Origin of the sequence: Phytoactinopolyspora halotolerans (genome assembly GCF_010550675.1) — a bacterium.
Taxonomy (GTDB): Bacteria; Actinomycetota; Actinomycetes; order Jiangellales; family Jiangellaceae; genus Phytoactinopolyspora; species Phytoactinopolyspora halotolerans.
This window is the reverse complement of record NZ_JAAGOA010000030.1, coordinates 67,452-84,241: the sequence shown is the minus strand read 5'-3', so window position 1 is coordinate 84,241 and position 16,790 is coordinate 67,452. Positions and strand designations below refer to the sequence as shown.

Genomic DNA, 16,790 nt, shown 5'->3' with positions numbered 1-16,790 from the left:
TACGGGTTCCGCAACTTCCGCAACTACCGAGTCCGCGCCCTGCTCTACGCCGGCAAACCCAACTGGCGAGTGCTGGGCTCCATCGTCGTCCGATGAACCCAGCACCCCGCCAGAATCCGAAGACCCGCTTTCCGGCTTGTATGGGGACTTGAACCCCCAACCCCAGCTATTCCGTCCACGACGTCGTGTGATCGGTGTAGTCGCCAGTGTTGCTGGATATGATGACGACATGACTGTCGGCGCTGAATATCACGGGCAGCAGCCTCCGCCGGAGGCGACGCCTCGGGCGATCCGAGCGGCGTTGTTGCCTGAGGAAGCTGGCGATTTCGATCGCGAGTTTCGGCAGGCCATGGCGGAGGCGACCGAGACGCTGGATTTGACCGGTGTTCTTGCTTTGCTACGTCGCTGGCAGCGCGTGGCGTGGTCATCGCAAGATGAACGGGCACATCGTCAGATGCTCCGCAACGCCGAGCAACTCGCGTTGGGCAGCGACATCGCCACGGAACCGTGGGACGTGACGAAGGCCAGACTGGGCTTGTAAGTGTACTCCGTCGAGTCTTATCCAGAAGCGCTGGAGCAAGTCGCCGTTCTGCCGGTAGATGCCTTGTCGTCGTACGCAGAGGTCATGGCGTTGCTCGAAGTTGCCCCGTGGAGCGGAGAGGCGTACAACCGTCAGCGGCCCGAGGCGAACATGAGAACACATGCGTTCGGAACGAAAGGCGAAGGCGTCATAATCTACATGGTCCTGGAAGACCAACGCCGCGTTGTTGTCCTCCGTGTGCTTTGGGTATCTTGACTATCTGGAGGAGTGAAGACTCCCCAGCGCCGGTCGTGATCAATCCCTCGCATCAAATAGCATCTGACGTGTCAAACGCCTGATTTCTACGCAGAGCGCGAAGACCATGCCAGGTGTGGCGCGTGCTCCACACCCGACGCGACATCCCAGCCCTGATGCAAGAAGCCAGAGAGTAACGACTGCAGTAGGTGGCGGCCGGTGTACCGGTTGTCATCGTTTCGGTGGTGTGTCCGGTCGGTGTCTGGGCCGCGTGGGGTGGCGTGTTCTAGGCGAATAAGCAGCAGCATCTTGTCGGACCCGTGTAGTGGGTAGCGGACCTTCTACGGCAGGACTTCAAGGCGTCCGACCTTCCGAATTGGAGCTGCCTGCACCCCGCGATGAGTGCGTAGACGACATCGTCCATCGGCTCTGCTGTGTGCACACCTCGATCACCAACATCCAGAAAGAGGGTGATCAGGCCAGTTCAGGTTGCTGGGGCGTCTTCCGAGCGCGCTGACCGCTCGTTGAGCAGGCGTTACAGCCTGTCCTAATGACCTACCAGAACGAGTGGCAGCCAGCTGATGCGACACTTGATCTGTCGCCTTCGGGAACCACGAACTGACCGCACTCGATCGTTTGCCAAAGGGCGAGGGAAGAGAGAATTTATGGCGAAGAATCAACGAGCGACTCGGCCGGAGGACCTGACTAAGCTGTTCCTAGAGCGTGCCAATGTGGGTAATGCGGACGCTGTCGCGGAGCTGTACGCACCCGACGCGGTCTATGCACTCCCCGACGGTAGCGTTGTCACCGGTAGAGAGTCGCTTCGCAAACACTTCTCGCGCCTGTTCGCACCGCAGCATACGTTCAGCGGGGAGCAAAGCCCGGTCGTCAGCGACGGCGAGCTTGCCATCACGTCGATGCGTATCAGCGAGAGCGAGATGACCGTCAAGATTGCTCGCCGCGAGCCCGATGGCAGCTGGCTGTGGGTGATCGACCAGCCCAACGTCCTCGGCAAGCCGAGCCCGGAGTCACCGGAGCTGGTGACAACGGGGCAGTACACCGGGCAGGAACGTGCCGTCCAGCCCGAAGACCTGGCACGGCTCTTCTTCACGCGGGCCAACGCCGGTGACGTCGATGGGCTGGTCGCGCTTTTCGAGTCCGCCGCCGTTTCGGTCCTGCCCAACGGGGAGATCGCCACAGGCCGTTCCGCAATCGGCGAATCATTCGAGGAACTTGTCACCGCGGGAGTCGCTTTTACGCCGGTGCTTGACCAACCAGCGCTGCGCGCGGGCGACTTGGCACTCACATCACGACGGCTGGCGAACGGGGAGGTCCCCGTCGAAGTAGCTCGCCGCCAGCCTCAAGGCGACTGGTTGTGGGTCGTCGACCAACCCAACATTCTAAGGTGACGACCGCAGCTCGGCCTCCGGATCGTCGCAGCGGGTAGGGCTTTGTTGCCCCTGGTCAAAGGCCGAGCGGCAGCACCGGCTGCGTGCGGTACATGGTCAGGTCTCCCTCTGACACCGAACAGCATCGACCGCAGTCATGGTGTAGAGCACGGCCCGCGCTGAAGGACGGCGTCAACGAACCCCGTCGGGTGTGTGGTCGATCTCGCCCTGGGAGAAGGGCCAGAGTTCGATCGTCTGGACACGCCCCAGGAGCGCGTCTGGTACCGATTTGAGCGCGAAGACGCGAGCCGAACCGGTCAGAAGGAAACGTCCTCGACGTGGTCGTTCATCCACGTCGGCCTTGATCGCCAACAACAGCTCGGGGACGCGCTGGATCTCGTCAATGGCGAGCATGCCTGGCACGTCGACGAAGCTCTTGGGATCGGCGGTGGCCGCAGCCCGCATGTCCGGATCGTCGAGGGTGCGCGCTGTAGCGTCAGGACTTCCCCGTGTGATGATCCGCATGAGGGTGCTCTTGCCGGCTTGACGCGCGCCCTGCACGAGCACTGCGCGCGTCGGCCAGTTTCAATGCCGATCTTCTACCTCATAGCCCATCGTGCCCCACCCTTCCCGGTCGGGTCCAGCGACCGGGTGACCATGTACAGGCAGTTCGTGGCGGCTTGTTCTGTGGGGAGGTGCCGCGGACGCGGACCGCGCGTCGGTAGCGGGATTGATTGACTCGATCGCGTTCGCCGAGCAGATCACCCTTGCCGCTATCGCCGTGATCTGACTCGCCGCGGCCACCCGTGAGCGTTTGGCTTTTCCCGGATGGTGGCGCGCTCGACAAGCGCGAGCCATGATGTGCCACCATCCGGAACCGACCCCATCGCAGGTCCCGTCCCCTCCTGAGCCAATGGCGCCGAACTCGCCGACGCTGTATGTCGCAGCATGCTGCCACACGATCCGAGTCCGCGCGATATCCACGGTTCGTCCACCTTCGCGGGGCGATATCGGCCAGGTGGCCGACGACTCGTGGCGCCGGTGAGCGCAGGCTCACTACAGGACCGCCCCTCGTATCGGTTACCGGGTCTGGTCACGGTTGTTCGACTGGGGTCCGTCGATGACACACAGCCGCCGGGTGCAAGGGAGAGCGCACATGCAGCAGCGAATGCAGAACCCCGCCTGCTTGCGGCCCGCTGTGTCGGAGGGCATGAAACGCGTGGCCAAGCCGGTCATTGCGTCAGGTCGGAGGCGGCTGTGCCGCTGCGCCGAGTGGTCTTGTGTGCGTGCGCGTGGGCCCTGACGGGGAAGGTCCCGGGTGTCGACGACGAATGGGTTCACGAGGTTCTTGTGTGACGTCGGTGGCGACGTGGTCGTTGGTTGACAGCGTCATGTTCATGATCGTCGGCGTCGGTTCTTTGGTCGGTGTGGTTGCTTAGCCGATACAGCACAGCGGGCATGGTTTTGCCGATTTCGCGAGATGAGAGGAGTGAGCAAGATGCGGGTGTATGTTGCGGGAGGATCCGGTGAGTTGGGCCGCCGACTGGTGCCACGATTGTTGGAACGTGGCCATCAGGTGACGGCGACGGTGCGCACGCCTGGGCGTGCCGATGCGGTACGGGCTGCGGGAGCCGAGCCCGTCGTGGTCGATGGGCTCGACGCGGCGGCTGTGCGCGAGGCCGTCGACCGGGCGGCGCCAGATGTGATCGTGCACCAGATGACGGCCTTGTCCGCCAAGCCGGACTTCAAGCACTTTGATCGATGGTTTGCCGTCACGAATCGTTTGCGCACGGAAGGGACACGGCATCTGTTGGCGGCGGCTGAGGCGGCCGGGGTCGGCCGGTTCGTCGCGCAGAGTTTTACCGGGTGGAACAATGCCCGCACGGGCGGGCCGGTCAAGACTGAGCAGGATCCGCTCGATTCGGAGCCGGCGAAGTGGCAACGGGAGTCCTCGGCGGCGATCCGGTTTGTTGAGCAGGCGGTCACGACCGCGCCGCTTGACGGTATTGCGTTGCGTTATGGCCTTTTCTACGGACCGGGTGCGTCGCAGTCGATGGTCGAGGTCATCCGCAAACGCCAGTTTCCCCTTGTCGGGGACGGTGGTGGGGTGTGGTCGTGGATTCATCTCGATGACGCGGCTGCTGCGACGGTCGCGGCGCTGGAGCGGGGCCGGGCAGGGGTGTACAACATCGTCGATGACGAGCCCGCCGCCGTCTCGGAATGGCTGCCGTATCTGGCCGAATCCGTCGGTGCGAAACGGCCCATGCGAGTACCGGCCTGGGTCGCCCGGCTGCTGGCCGGCACCGCCATGGTGCAGTGGTGCACCCAGGCGCGCGGCGCGTCGAATCTGAAGGCGAAACACGACCTTGACTGGCAACCCGTCTGGAGCAGCTGGCGAGACGGCTTCCGGCATGCCCTGATCGAGCAGCCACCAACCGCCGAATACGGCCGGGACCGATAACGCCAAGGTGTGGCGGCTGCGATCATCGCGCCGTCGGCGTTGTCGATCGTCACCACCATCTTCCGCGATGGTGCTGCGCGAAACAAGGCACTCCGCGCGTGGGGCGCCGTTTCTGGCGGCGCCGGGGCGGCAGGTGTCCTTCTTGGTGGTGTGCTCACTGATGGCCTGGGCTGGCAGTGGGTGCTTTGGGTCAACGTACCGATCGGTGTGGCCGTCGCCGTGCTTACGCCACGATGGATACCCGAAAGCCGGATGGAAGCCTCGACCCGTCGATTCGACATTCCGGGCGCTGTTACCGGCACCGGGGGACTGGCCTTGATCGTGTACGCGATCGTGAATGCCGGCGAAGCTGGTTGGGGCTCGGTCGAAACGATGGGGCTTCTCGCAGCAGCGGTTGTGCTGCTCGGCACGTTCGTAGCCATCGAGGGACGCTCCATGGCACCGCTGGTGCCTTTCCGGATCCTCGGGAACCGAAGCCTGACCGGCGCGAATGTGGCGGGGTTGCTCGTGGGCGGCTCGGTGGTCTCGATGTTCTTCTTCGTCACCCTGTACATGCAGCAAGTGCTCGGGTACAGCCCAATCGAGGCCGGTCTCGCTTACCTTCCGCTGACGGCGATGATCATCCTCTGTTCCGGCGTCGCGTCTCAACTCGTCACTCGGTTCGGTGCTAGATCAATCTTCGTGATTGGGTTGGGGTTGGTGGTCGTCGCCCTGCTCTGGTTCTCCAGGGTGGCCGTCGACGGAGGGTACGCCACGGACGTCCTGGGGCCCTCACTCGTTGCTGGTGCTGGATTCGGGTTGGCATTCGTGCCGATGACGATCGCGGCTGTATCCGGTGTGCAAGAACAAGAGTCCGGGCTCGCCAGCGGGCTCATCAACACCTCGCAACAGATCGGTGGCGCACTCGGCCTGGCTGTATTGGCCGCTATCGCCACATCTCGCACTGACAGCCTTCTTGCCAGCAACAACGACGATCCTGCGGCATTGGCCGATGCTCTTAACGCCGGGTTTCAGAACGCATTCGTCGGCGGCGCAGTGGTCGCCGCGGTCGGAGCAGTTCTGGCCTTGGCCATCATTCCGTCCCGCGACAACGTCCGCACCATACTCAGTGTTGAACCGCAACCCGCAGACGAGTTGAACCGACTGTAGGTGTTCGTGTCGACCGGCCCGGCGTCGGCCGGCAAGGTTGTGCCGGCTTTCGGCGCGACCAGGCCGATGCCGGGCCGCGGTGCCATTGTTCGCGCCTGTGGGACGGCGTCAGCGTCTCCACGCGTCGCCAACGGTGTGCCGTTGTCCGCCGCTTCGGGGCCGGACGGGATCGAGACCGATGACCACCTCGCGCGACCCGCGCCTCAGCGAGATCGCAGATGGTCCGGGCCCGTTACTTCTTGCTCCTGATCAGAGCGAGATGCGCGAGTCCTCCGAGCACCATGCCGGTGGCCCCGAGGATCACTGCGACGACGGCGCCGACCACGCCGCTGCCGCTGCCAGCCCCGCCGTCCGCGCTGAGGAGCACCCACCCCCCGAGCCCCAGAGCGACGATGCTCGCAGCGCCGGTGGCGGGCGAGAACCGGGTAGCCCGGAGCATGGCGCCGATGCTCCGCCGCTCCGAGCCCGTACGCATCGGGCGAAACGCGCGTCCTGCTACGTCGACAGGCGTAGATCACATCCTTGGTCACGCCAGGCAGCTACCGGCTGATGACACCGGTCTGATAGGCGATGACGATGAGTTGTGCGCGGTCGCGTGCTCCGAGTTTCCCATGGCGTGGCTGACGTGGGTGCGGGCGGTCGCGGGACTGAGATGCAGCTCGGCACCGATTTCGGCGTTGCTCAACCCTTGCCCCGCGCGGGCCGGCACCACGCGAAAGAGCATGCATTGTGGTCGTCGGAACGACCACAAAGTCGTTCGCTGTGTGGAGGCAACGGATAGTAGAGATCCGTTTACGACGGGCGGCGGATCGCGAAGTTGAGCGCCAGCCAGTAGGCGTCGAAGTTGCGCAGCCGGTGGCCGTGCGGCAGCGGGTTCAGCACGCGGTTGACGATCAGCGGCACGGTCTGTTCCGTACGCCCGCCGTGGGAGCGTAGCGGGCGGTCGAGCCTGCTCAGATCGTGCTTGTCCGGCGACGTGCCGAGGGCGACGTGCTTATCGCCGACGACAGCGAGGTCGCCGATCCTGTCGCCGGGCAGCTCGTATCGCTCGGACGCGTCGTCGCGGCCGAGTACGTCCTGCACACCTTCGATGCCGACCAGCTGCGCACGGACCGCGGCCGCGTCGGCGCCGTTCTGGAGATGGACGAATGCGAACGATCCGAGCGAGGCATGGTGCGACGTGTAGGGGTCGGTGATAGGAAGCACGACGTGCGAACGCCCCGGCCCCAGCGCAGAGTCGAGATGTTCCTGCAGGTACACGACCTGCGGGGACCCGTCCGGAGCTGACTTGGCGTTCATGCCGTGGTCTGCGGTGATGACGAGGACGGCGCCGAGCTCGTGCAACTGGGCGAAGGAGGTGTCGAGCATCGCGTAGAAGTCGTTCGCCTCGGGCGTTCCCGGAGCGTATTTGTGCTGGACGTAGTCGGTCAGCGAGAGGTACGTCAGGCCGGGCCGTCGTTCGCGCAGGATCTCGACGCCGGCGGCCATCGCGAACTCGCTCAGCTCCGCGCTGTACACGGACGGCAACGGCATCCCGACCAGCTTCAGCACGTCGTCGATCCCGTTCTGCTCGACGGTAGCAGTGCCCGCCTTCTCCGCCGAGAAGCAGATCCCGCTCTCCAACCCGTCACCCAGCAGCCGGCGCAGCTTGTCTTTGGCGGTCACGATCGCGATATCGACGCCGGACTGCTCGAACGCCGCGAAGATGGTCGAAGCCCGGAGAAAACGCGGGTCGTTCATCATGACGTCGGCCCGGCTGACAGGGTCGAAGAAGTAGTTGCCGCAGATGCCATGCACCGCCGGCGACGCCCCGGTGGCGATCGAGATGTTGTTCGGGTTGGTGAACGACGGCATGGCGCACTCGGCCGACAGGTCGGTGCCGTCTCGCAGAACCGACTCGAGATACGGCATCCGTCCCGCCTCGATCGCTCGCAGGTGGTAGTCGGGCTCGCTGCCGTCGATACAGACGACGACGACCGGGTCTGCCGGCGGCGCGTAGCTGCGACCGTTCACTTCGACATCCACGGAACTGCTCATCGTTCTCCCTTGCTGCGGTTGTGCTGCCGCGTCCTGTCGGCCGTGCTCCTACGAGAACGCCACGGCATCGACGCCGCAGCAGCACCGCCGTTACCGACCCGGCATGCGCATACGACCCTGTGTGGGCCTCAGCCGGGAGTATGAAGCCGAGTCCCACCATCGCGACCGGCAGCCGAGCCACCACGCAGGTCGCGGCGAACGTCGTGGCGGCAGAGGTGGGCGCCACCCCACGGGCGTCCAGCCAGAATCAGCCACATATCGCCGCCGCTATCGCTCGTCGATGATCTCGCCGTTGACGGCGGTGGCGTCGGAGGTCATCGACATCGCCGCGGGCGCCTCCGGGAAGGCGGCCAGCTGTGCGGCTGCCGCACCCATGTGCTGGATCGAGTCCCATCGCCAGACGTCGGTGTAGGTGCCGTCCTCGAGCCGTGTGAGGCGGGTTTCGATGAGACCGGGATGTGCCTCGCGGATGGCGTCGATGGCAGCGGTACGTCGGTCCAGGAACTCCTGGAACCGTTCCGGATCGACCTTGTACTGGTGCATGCGTACGACTGTCATGGCTCTCTCCTTTGTCCGTCCGGGTCCGGTGTCACCAGCTCGTTCCGGCCGGCGTCTTCACGGTGGCGTTGAGTCGGTTGAAGAGGTTGGTGATCGCGATCGTCAAGATCAACGCCGAGAGTTGCTTCTCGTCGTAGTGGTCGGCGACGTCGTCCCACAGGTCGTCGGTGATCGCCTCGGTGGACCGGTCAGGCAGCCGGGTCATCGCCTCGGCCAGGGCGAACGCCGCCCGCTCAGCGTCACTGAAGTACGGTGCCTCGCGCCATGCCGCCGTTGTGGCGATCCGCTCCTGGTTCTCTCCTGCGTTGGCCGCTGCCTGCGCGTGCGACAGGGTGCATGCGCTGCAGCCGTTGATCTGGCTGGTCCGCAACTGCACGAGTTCCATGAAGCCTTTGGGTATGTCGACTGAGTTCGTTGCTTCGAACAGCTTCTGGATTCCCTCCAGCGCACCCGGCAGGACGTACGCCGGGTTCTGCATACGCTGTGGCATGGTTATGTCTCCTCCGCATGTCTCGGTGGTCGTTGCGTGGTCTTGCTTCACTGACGTAGCGCGCCGAAGAAACGTAACGAGGGCTCCGTGCTCTACCAGGGCGACGGCCCTTCCTCCTGGAGCAAGCCGCCTGCCGGCCCGTGGTCGTCGAGCGTGGCGATCAACCTGAGGTGGACATGCCCTCGATCGTGCCGATGCCGGCGCCTGGAGTCGTCGGCCAGCTGGCCGATATCGGGCGGGGAAGGGGAGGAGACGGCCCTGTGCCCGGGCCGTCGTCGTAGATCAAGATCGACTGGCGTGGGCTGTATGGTTATCTTGCGAGTCGGGCGTCGCCGGCTCGTGAGGGACGGGACCTACGATGGGGTCGGCTCCGGTGGATGGCACGACGTGGCTGATGTTCGTCGAGCTCGATTCTGAGCGCGATGCGCTGCTGGCGTGCCGTCATCTTCGTGAATGCGGGGCACTTGATGCGACTCCGTACGCTGGTACCGGCTGCATCGCGCTGTTCGAAGCGCCCGCCGCCGACGCGTTGTCTGCCCGCCTCGAGGGTGACGGCCGTTCGGCGCGCGCGTGGCGACGGGCCGCCCTGTGCCGCGTCACCGACCTACCGGCTTCGGAACCACCCGGCCGGACGGTCGACGCGGTCGATCCCGGTGTCGTCGAGCGATGTCGCCATGTCCTCGACGTGGCCCACGAAGGCCAGGTGCTGGTCTCGGCGTCACTCGACGCCGCGCGTGGATGGTGCGTGCCTGGCCGGCAGGTGCATGACCTGGGCGTCCACCGGCTCCGAGACCTGGGGCCGCCAGTGCGGCTGTTATCGATCACCGACGAGGCCGCCGAGGATCATGTGCCGGTGGTGCCCTCGCTGAGCACCCTCCCGAACAACCTGCCCGTGCTGTTGACGAGCTTCATCGGCCGCCGACACGAACAGTCGGTTCTGGCCGAACTCGTGCGGCGGCACCACATCCTCACTCTCGTCGGGCAGGGCGGCGCCGGCAAGACTCGCCTCGCGATGCACGTCGGTGCGGGCCTGATCGATCGCTGGCCGGACGGCGTGTGGCTTGCCGATCTAGGCGGTGCGGACGCGCGGACCAGCGTCGCCAGAGCAGTCGCGGACGCACTCGACATACCGATCAACGAGAAGAAAGAACCGCTCGAGACCTTGACGACGAAGCTGGAGTCGGCGGAGTTGCTTCTCGTGCTGGACACCTGTGAACCAGTACTGCGCGAGGCGCGTGCGCTGGCCGAGCGACTCGTGGAGACGTGTCCCGGGGTCCGGTTGCTGTGCACGAGCCGCGAGCCCCTCGGCGCCGGCGGTGAAGTCGTCTGGGCTATCCCGCCACTGGACACGCACGATGCCGCCACCTTGTTCGTTCACCGTGCAGAGCTGGCACACCCTGGCATCGCGTCGGAGCTCGACGCAGACCAGATCCGGGAACTGTGCATCAGACTGGACAGCCTGCCCCTCGCCATCGAACTCGCTGCCGCCTGGGCGAGGACGCTCTCCCCGCAGGGAATCCTGCGCGGTTTGGACGAGCGTTTTCGGCTGCTCACCGGTGGACCTCCGTGGTCGACGGACCGGCACCACGCCATGCGGACGTCCATCGACTGGAGTTACGACCTGTTGTCTCCGCATGAACAGTTCCTGTTCCGGCGCCTCAGCGTGTTCAGATCGTCATTCTCTGTCGAGGCCGCGGCCGCGATATGCACCGACTCGCCCGCCGGTATCACCGAGACGTTGCAGGCTGTTCGTCGACTGTCGGACAAATCCCTGCTCTCCACGATGGATGACCAATGGCCGACTCGGTATCGGCTGCTCGACACGCTGCGCGAATACGGAGCCGAGCGGATGACGGAGGAGGAGCGCGTTCAGGTTCTCAACAGGCACCTGGCCTGGTTCTGTGAACATGCGGAAACCTGTGAACAGCGGTTGGCTCAAGACCAAGATCAGTGGGTGCGCGCGCTCGACCAGGAACGGGACGATCTCCACGCGGCCGTGGATTGGGGACTCGCCTCGGGTCTCGCCGAGCCGACCCGTCGGCTGGCCGCCGCACTGTCCCTGTACTGGTGCCTCACCGGACAGAGCGGCCGCGCTGTGCCGATTCTCACCCGAGCGTTGGAGCTGTCCGACGACGATCGCGACGGTTTGGACGCGCGCCTGTGGGCGGGCATCGCCATGGCCGGACTGTTCAGCCGTCGGCGAACCGTCGGATCCGACGCCGCGAAGCGGGGAGAGCAGGTCGCGTTGACCTCGGGAGATGAGGTCGGCCGGGCGCGTTGTCTCGCCGTGCGGGCATACGAGCTGTTCTATGTCGACTTCGCCGAGTGTGAGCGGCTGTCTCGCGTCGCCGTAGACGCCGGCCTCACGGCCGCCGACGGGTTCGCCCGACGGCTCGGCTGGCTACTCGTGGCTTGCTCGCTGACCAACCGGGACCTCCATGAGCGCGCCAGGACCGTCGCCGTCGAGCTCGCCGTGGACGCGGACCTGCACAATGACAGGTTTGCGGGGTCGTTCGCGCAAGCCGTCCAGCAGTGGGCCGCGCTCTTCCAGGGAGACGTCACACGAGCCGTCGCATTCGCCCGGGAAGCCCTGCGCCGCTGCCGACCTCTGCGGGACTACTTCACCATCGGTACCAACACCGGCAACCTGGCGTGGTCTCTCGGTCTGAACGGGCAGGTCGAGGACGGCGTGGCGCTGATGTCGTCGGTCGTGCGTTCCCTCGATGAGGGCGGACCGGATGCCGATGCCGTCAGCGCCGAAGTCATCATGGGCAAACTTCTCTGGTGGGCCGGTGACTACCCTCTGGCCAGGGATTGGTTACGGCGGAGCCTGGAGTTCGACAAGTCCAGCTATGCCAATTGGATCGCCGCTCGAACGCTTGCGCCCTTGAGCGCGGTTCTGCGCGAACTTGGCGATGTCGACGAGGCGCACGCGATGGCCATGGCGGGCGTCGATGTCGGCCGAGCCTTAGAGATACCGCACGCCGTCGCTGACGCGCTGGACCAGTTGGCCGTTCTGGTTCTCGAGAGGGATCCGGTACGTGCTCTTGAACACACGGTCGATGCCCTGAAACTGCGCGTCCAATTCCGGTTGCGCACGTTCTATGTCGACAGTTTCCGACTGCTCGCCGAGAACCCCGCCTACGGCGAGCCGTTCGAGATGACACGCTTGGCAGCGGCGGCGACCCACGCAAGCATCGCCATGGGCTACCTCGCCCGTTCCCCCGGTGATCGTGCACGAGACAACGCGGTACACGAGCAATTGAAAACGGACCTCGGCGCTGCGGCTTTCGGGGAGGCGTGGCGCGAGGGCACGGCTATGGGCATCGATGATGCCGCCGCGTATGTGCTGCGAGCGTACGCGCCGCGCGCACGCCGCGCGAGCACGGGCTGGGACAGCCTGACCCCGATGGAACGGCAGGTCGCCGTTCTGGTCGCCAGAGGATTGACCAATCCGGAGGTGGCACAGCGACTGTACGTGTCGCGTACCACGGTCAAGACTCATCTGGGCCACATCTTCACCAAGCTCGACATCAGCAATCGTACGCAGCTCGCACAGCTGGTGATCCAGAGCGGACACATGCCTGAGTGATCGCCACGACGCGAGCTATGTGTCGTCTTGATCTGGCCGCTGCATGTGCTTTGAGAGGTCGCCATGTAGGCCTCGATGTGGGCGCTCGTGGCGCCCACCCCTGGCCTTCTCGTTCTCAGGCGTCCACCTCCCATACGACCTCCCCGATCGCCGCGGCCTCCGATGCCGATGCCGCAGCGGGTGCCGTGGAGGCTTCACGAGCCGGTGATCCGTGTGTAACCTCACTGCCGGGATCGCCCGGAATGATGACGATCCGCCCGCGTTCGTCGGGTTTGGCCACACAGGCGCCGGAGGTGGCTCGTGAGAAGTCGTATCACTCGTGTAGTGGTGGGGTTGGCCGTGTCCTCGGCGCTCATCGTGCCCACTGTCGCGACATCGGCCGTAGGTGCGTCGTCGTTGCCGACGCCGCCTGCCGAGGAGAATGTCAACCTCCCGCCGGGGCTCACGCCGTACCATGAGATCGCTCCGGCACTGGCGGACATCGCCGAGCGCAGCAAACGGGTCGAGGTCGAGGTGATCGGCCAAAGCGCCGAAGGCCGCGACATCTACCTCGTGACGGTCGCGGCACCCGAGGCGCGACGCAACTTCGGCAAGTACCGGGTGCTGCGCAACCTCATGCTGCGGGACCCGGAGCTGGCTCAGGAGCGGGCCGCGGACTTCGAGGACTTCGTCGTGCCGGTGTACGTCGCCGGATCGATACACGGCAACGAATGGGAGGGCGTCGACGCGACGCTCGAGCTGATCGAACGGCTCGCGTTCGACGATGATCCGCGGACCATGGAGGTCTTGGAGAACACCGTCACGTTGTTCAACGTCGTCGCGAACCCGGATGGACGCGTGCACGGAACCAGAGCGAACGGCAACGGTTTCGACCTCAACCGCGACCTGATCACGGCGTCGCAGCCGGAGACGCACGCGACTCTCGACGTGATCACCGAGTGGAACCCGATGGTGATGCTCGACCTGCACGGCTATGTCGGCGGTTACCTCCTCGAGCCGACCACGCCGCCGCACAACCCGAACTACGAGTACGACCTTTACATCGACTGGGCACTGGGCCAGGCGCACGCCATGGCCGACGCTCTGGTGGCCAAGGACCATCTGGGTACCGATCCGGTGATTCCGGCAGAGGACTGGGACCCCGGCGACTGGGACGACTGGCCGCCGATCTTCACGCCGATGTACGCGATGTACCACGGCGCGTACGGGCACACGCTGGAGACGCATCTGGGACAGAGCCCTGGACTGCCGCCGGAGGAACGCGAGCGCCGGGCGGAGATCAACACCGAGGCGCATGCCACCACGGTGTGGGCGGCGCTCGAGTACGTGAGCGAGAACCGCTTGGAGATGGTGCTCGACCAGATGGAGATCTTCCGCCGTGGTTTCATCGGCACCGACCCGGCGGAGTTCCCGGACGACCGTATCTACGGCGACCAGGGCAAGTTCACGTGGCCCGAGGGATACGTGATACCGATGGGCGACGGCCAGGGCAGCGATGCCGCAGCGGTCAACCTTGTGAACCACCTGCTGCTGAATGACGTGCGGGTGGAGCGGCTCAATCGGCCGCTCGCCGTGGACGGAACGACGTACCCGGCGGGTTCGTACGTGGTGGACATGCAGCAGCCGAAGCGGGGCCTGGCCAACACGATTCTGGAGGACGGCTGGGACATCAGTGAGCTCGTTCCGCAGATGTATGACATCAGCGGCTGGAGTCACGGCCTGCTGTGGGGCGCCGACGTGGTCCGCGTCGACGCCGGCTTGCCCTTCAACCCACGGTCCGCACCCGTCCGTGGCGAGCAGCAGGCGTCGGGCACCATGCCACGCGGGCAGGTGGCCGCCTATGGATTCGACCTCACCGACGCCGCCGCCGTGCAAGCGGTGAACACTCTGCTCGACGACGGCGTGTCGCTGGCGCGAACGGATGACGGCCGGATCGTCGCCTCGTCGTCGGCCGAGCGTGCCGTGCGGAGCGAGGTGGCGGGACGTGGCGTGGACGTCGTGGCATTGGACGGCGTGCCGGCCGACGCGGTCGAGCTGTCCCCGGTCGATATCGGCTGTGCCTGCTCCAGCGACGAGTTCTACACCTTGACGACGCTCGGTTTCGACGTGACGCCTGTGTCGACGTCGCTGCTCAATGATGGCCAGTCACTGGACGACATCGACGTGCTATGGGTGTCGTCGGGCCTGGTCTACGGTGACCTCACCGATGCCGCCCGTGCCAGGGTGGACGATTACCTTGACGGCGGCGGCGTGATCGGCGGCGGCACGACGGGCGCGGAGTTCAGCAGCGCGTCCGGGTCGTTGACCGTCGGCGTTGAGTCCGGGCCGTTCCGGGCGAACGGCATCGTCGAAGTGCACCGAACGGAAGGCGCACCCACCACTGGCGCCTATCCGGCCGACGGGCATTCGTTCGTGTACGCGCCGGTATGGTTCACCGACGTGCCGCCCGAAGCGACGGTCGACGAGCGGCTGGGCACGGGCGACTTCTTCGTCTCCGGTCACTGGATCGGGCACGACGCCGCGGCCTCCGGAGCGACGGTCGTGTCCGGGACCGGCGACGTCGACGCCAAGGTCGTTCTCTTCGGTACCCGGCCGCTGTTCCGCGACCACCCGAAAGGTCTGTACCCGCAGGTCGCGAACGCGGTCTTCTGGTCAGCGGCCGAATAGGTCAACGGTCATCGGGAAGCCGATCGTCGGTGACGGTCCTTGTGGACGCCTCGTACGTGCGGGCGTGCCGTTCGTGGCGACGTCGGCCATGCGGAGCACGTCGCGAGGCAGGTTAGATCGACGCCGAATCCGGCAGGCCGACGAGACGGGCGCTCTTCCGCCACAGCCGTTCGACACGCTCGGGGTCGGTGGTGTGCGGGGCGGTCTGCACGGGTTTGCGGTCGACGTAGAACTGTCCGGTCACGCCTTCGACGTCCGGGGATGTCACCAGCCATAGGGGTGTGTGGGCGCCGTCGTCGGTGCCGGAGAGCCGGTTGATGGCCGACCCGAAGATCCTCAGGGCACCGCGGTCGTGGCGGTTCAGCCTGGTTCCTCTGACGATGCCGGGGTGGGCGCCGTTGACCGTGGTGCTCGTGCCACGGAGCCGTTGAGCGAGCCCGTAGACGAACATCGCGTTCATGTTCTTGGTACGTCCGTAGGCGGCGAACGGCCGTATGCTCGGTGGCCAGCCAAGGCCGCGCCCGGTGTCGGCGTTGAGGTCGTCCAGGTCGACTGGAACCCGTCGGAGCCCGCCAGGATGGCCTCCGACGACGACGAACCGGCGGGGTTGCTCGGCTGGCTGCTCGGCGAGCGTGCGCAGCAGCAGATACGGGGCGAGATGGTTGGTGGCCAGTGACCGGTGCAACCCTGCGGAGGTGCGGTCGTCGAGTGGGGCGATGACGGCCGCGTTGCTGACGACGATTGACGGGTTTTGCTCGGTCAGCCTTGTGGCGAGTGTTCGGACCTGGTCCAGATCCGAGAGGTCGACCGGCTCCAGGATCAGATCGGACCCGGGCGCAACTCGCGCGATCCGTCGCTTCGCCGCCTCGAGCCTGGTTGCGTCGCGCGCGACCAGGATGACCGTGGCCGCGTTGGCGGCAAGCCCAGTCGCGATCTGCTCACCGACTCCCGAACTCGCGCCGGTGACCACCGCAAGTCGACCTTGAACGCTCCATGTCATTCCTCGACACCTGCCCCCATCGATGAGGTTGACACCGTCAACCTTAGGCGCTCAGGTTGACGGTGTCAACTTGCGGCCTATCATGACGCCATGGCCGGTTCGACTCGACAGGCGCTGATCGATGCCGCGACTCAGCTTCTTGATGATGGTGGGGAAGCTGGCGTGACGCTGCGCGAAGTGGGTCGGCGCGCCGGGGTCTCGCACAACGCGCCCTACAAACACTTCACCGACAAGGACGATCTCCTGGCTGCGGTGGCCGCGCGGGAGTTGGATGCCTACGCGCGGATTCTCATCGACGCGCGCCGCGACGGGCGCGAGCTGGCGTACGCGATGCGTGGTTACGTCGCCCGGGCACTGGCGTATCCACGGCGGTTCCGCCTGGTTTACCGGCCATGGCAAGGGGACTACGACGATCTTCGACGGGCCGCCGATGCTGCCTGGTCGGCCCTGCTCGAAGCCGTCGATGTCGAGCGGGAGGGCGGCAAGCTCCCGGCAACGGTTGAGTCGACACGGGTGGCGGAATTGATCCGGGCATTGGCCAACGGGGTCATCGATCTCGAATTCGCCGGCCACCTGAACAAAGACCAGCAGGCGACGATGTCCCCCGACGGCCTGGTCGCGGACTTCCTGGCATTGCTCGGCGACCAGGCCGGGGTTCAGAGGTAAGCGGCCA

The 16,790-nt window shown here is 65.7% G+C and carries 12 protein-coding genes and 3 pseudogenes; 7 read left to right on the top strand and 8 right to left on the bottom strand.

The window, feature by feature from the left end:
• Window positions 1–229 precede the first annotated feature (229 nt).
• Both G1H10_RS29020 and G1H10_RS32580 read left to right on the top strand, forming a co-directional pair.
• The gene (locus tag G1H10_RS29020) at window positions 230–541 is read left to right on the top strand and encodes a DUF6247 family protein (RefSeq protein WP_163744559.1); all 312 of its coding nucleotides are present in this window, start codon (window positions 230–232) and stop codon (window positions 539–541) included.
• Window positions 542–1,440: 899 nt separating this feature from the next.
• The gene (locus G1H10_RS32580) at window positions 1,441–2,184 is read left to right on the top strand and encodes a YybH family protein (protein ID WP_216853772.1); all 744 of its coding nucleotides are present in this window, start codon (window positions 1,441–1,443) and stop codon (window positions 2,182–2,184) included.
• A 149-nt stretch (window positions 2,185–2,333) separates the two neighbouring features.
• Here G1H10_RS32580 and G1H10_RS29005 read toward each other — a convergent pair.
• Together G1H10_RS29005 and G1H10_RS29000 are read right to left on the bottom strand one after the other, a co-directional pair.
• Window positions 2,334–2,739: pseudogene (locus tag G1H10_RS29005) on the bottom strand (AAA family ATPase); the annotation flags it as partial.
• 23 nt (window positions 2,740–2,762) lie between these two features.
• A pseudogene (locus G1H10_RS29000) lies at window positions 2,763–2,931 on the bottom strand (transposase); the annotation flags it as partial.
• A gap of 712 nt (window positions 2,932–3,643) precedes the next feature.
• Between G1H10_RS29000 and G1H10_RS28995 the strand changes: the two are divergent.
• Together G1H10_RS28995 and G1H10_RS28990 are read left to right on the top strand one after the other, a co-directional pair.
• Window positions 3,644–4,624 (top strand): NAD-dependent epimerase/dehydratase family protein, encoded by a 981-nt coding sequence (locus G1H10_RS28995; RefSeq protein ID WP_312856662.1) that lies wholly within the window; start codon window positions 3,644–3,646, stop codon window positions 4,622–4,624.
• Window positions 4,625–4,633: 9 nt separating this feature from the next.
• On the top strand, window positions 4,634–5,773 hold the full coding sequence (locus G1H10_RS28990; protein WP_163744553.1) for an MFS transporter: 1,140 nt from the start codon (window positions 4,634–4,636) through the stop codon (window positions 5,771–5,773).
• A 232-nt stretch (window positions 5,774–6,005) separates the two neighbouring features.
• Here the strand turns inward: G1H10_RS28990 and G1H10_RS28985 are convergent, their stop codons facing one another.
• The 5 genes and pseudogenes from G1H10_RS28985 to G1H10_RS28970 form a co-directional block, all read right to left on the bottom strand.
• A complete protein-coding gene (locus tag G1H10_RS28985) occupies window positions 6,006–6,248 on the bottom strand; it encodes a DUF6223 family protein (RefSeq protein ID WP_163744551.1) in 243 nt (80 codons plus the stop codon).
• Between the two features lie 64 nt (window positions 6,249–6,312).
• A pseudogene (locus tag G1H10_RS35195) lies at window positions 6,313–6,467 on the bottom strand (response regulator transcription factor); the annotation flags it as partial.
• 98 nt (window positions 6,468–6,565) lie between these two features.
• Window positions 6,566–7,810 (bottom strand): phosphonoacetate hydrolase, encoded by a 1,245-nt coding sequence (gene phnA / locus G1H10_RS28980; RefSeq protein WP_163744549.1) that lies wholly within the window; start codon window positions 7,808–7,810, stop codon window positions 6,566–6,568.
• Window positions 7,811–8,077: 267 nt separating this feature from the next.
• Window positions 8,078–8,368 carry an antibiotic biosynthesis monooxygenase gene (locus G1H10_RS28975; protein WP_163744547.1) on the bottom strand — a complete coding sequence of 97 codons (291 nt, stop codon included), beginning with the start codon at window positions 8,366–8,368 and terminating at the stop codon, window positions 8,078–8,080.
• A gap of 31 nt (window positions 8,369–8,399) precedes the next feature.
• Complete coding sequence (locus tag G1H10_RS28970) at window positions 8,400–8,858, bottom strand: carboxymuconolactone decarboxylase family protein (protein ID WP_163744545.1); 459 nt, start codon at window positions 8,856–8,858, stop codon at window positions 8,400–8,402.
• Window positions 8,859–9,231: 373 nt separating this feature from the next.
• Between G1H10_RS28970 and G1H10_RS34815 the strand changes: the two genes are divergently transcribed.
• Window positions 9,232–12,450, top strand: coding sequence for a LuxR C-terminal-related transcriptional regulator (locus tag G1H10_RS34815; protein ID WP_163744543.1), 3,219 nt, complete (start codon window positions 9,232–9,234; stop codon window positions 12,448–12,450).
• Between the two features lie 300 nt (window positions 12,451–12,750).
• Window positions 12,751–15,117 (top strand): M14 family zinc carboxypeptidase, encoded by a 2,367-nt coding sequence (locus tag G1H10_RS28960; protein ID WP_163744541.1) that lies wholly within the window; start codon window positions 12,751–12,753, stop codon window positions 15,115–15,117.
• Window positions 15,118–15,229: 112 nt separating this feature from the next.
• On the opposite strand, the gene G1H10_RS28955 is transcribed toward G1H10_RS28960, so the two are convergent.
• Window positions 15,230–16,117 carry an SDR family NAD(P)-dependent oxidoreductase gene (locus G1H10_RS28955; RefSeq protein ID WP_163744539.1) on the bottom strand — a complete coding sequence of 296 codons (888 nt, stop codon included), beginning with the start codon at window positions 16,115–16,117 and terminating at the stop codon, window positions 15,230–15,232.
• Window positions 16,118–16,207: 90 nt separating this feature from the next.
• Between G1H10_RS28955 and G1H10_RS28950 the strand changes: the two genes are divergently transcribed.
• Complete coding sequence (locus G1H10_RS28950) at window positions 16,208–16,783, top strand: TetR/AcrR family transcriptional regulator (RefSeq protein WP_163744537.1); 576 nt, start codon at window positions 16,208–16,210, stop codon at window positions 16,781–16,783.
• Window positions 16,784–16,790 lie beyond the last annotated feature (7 nt).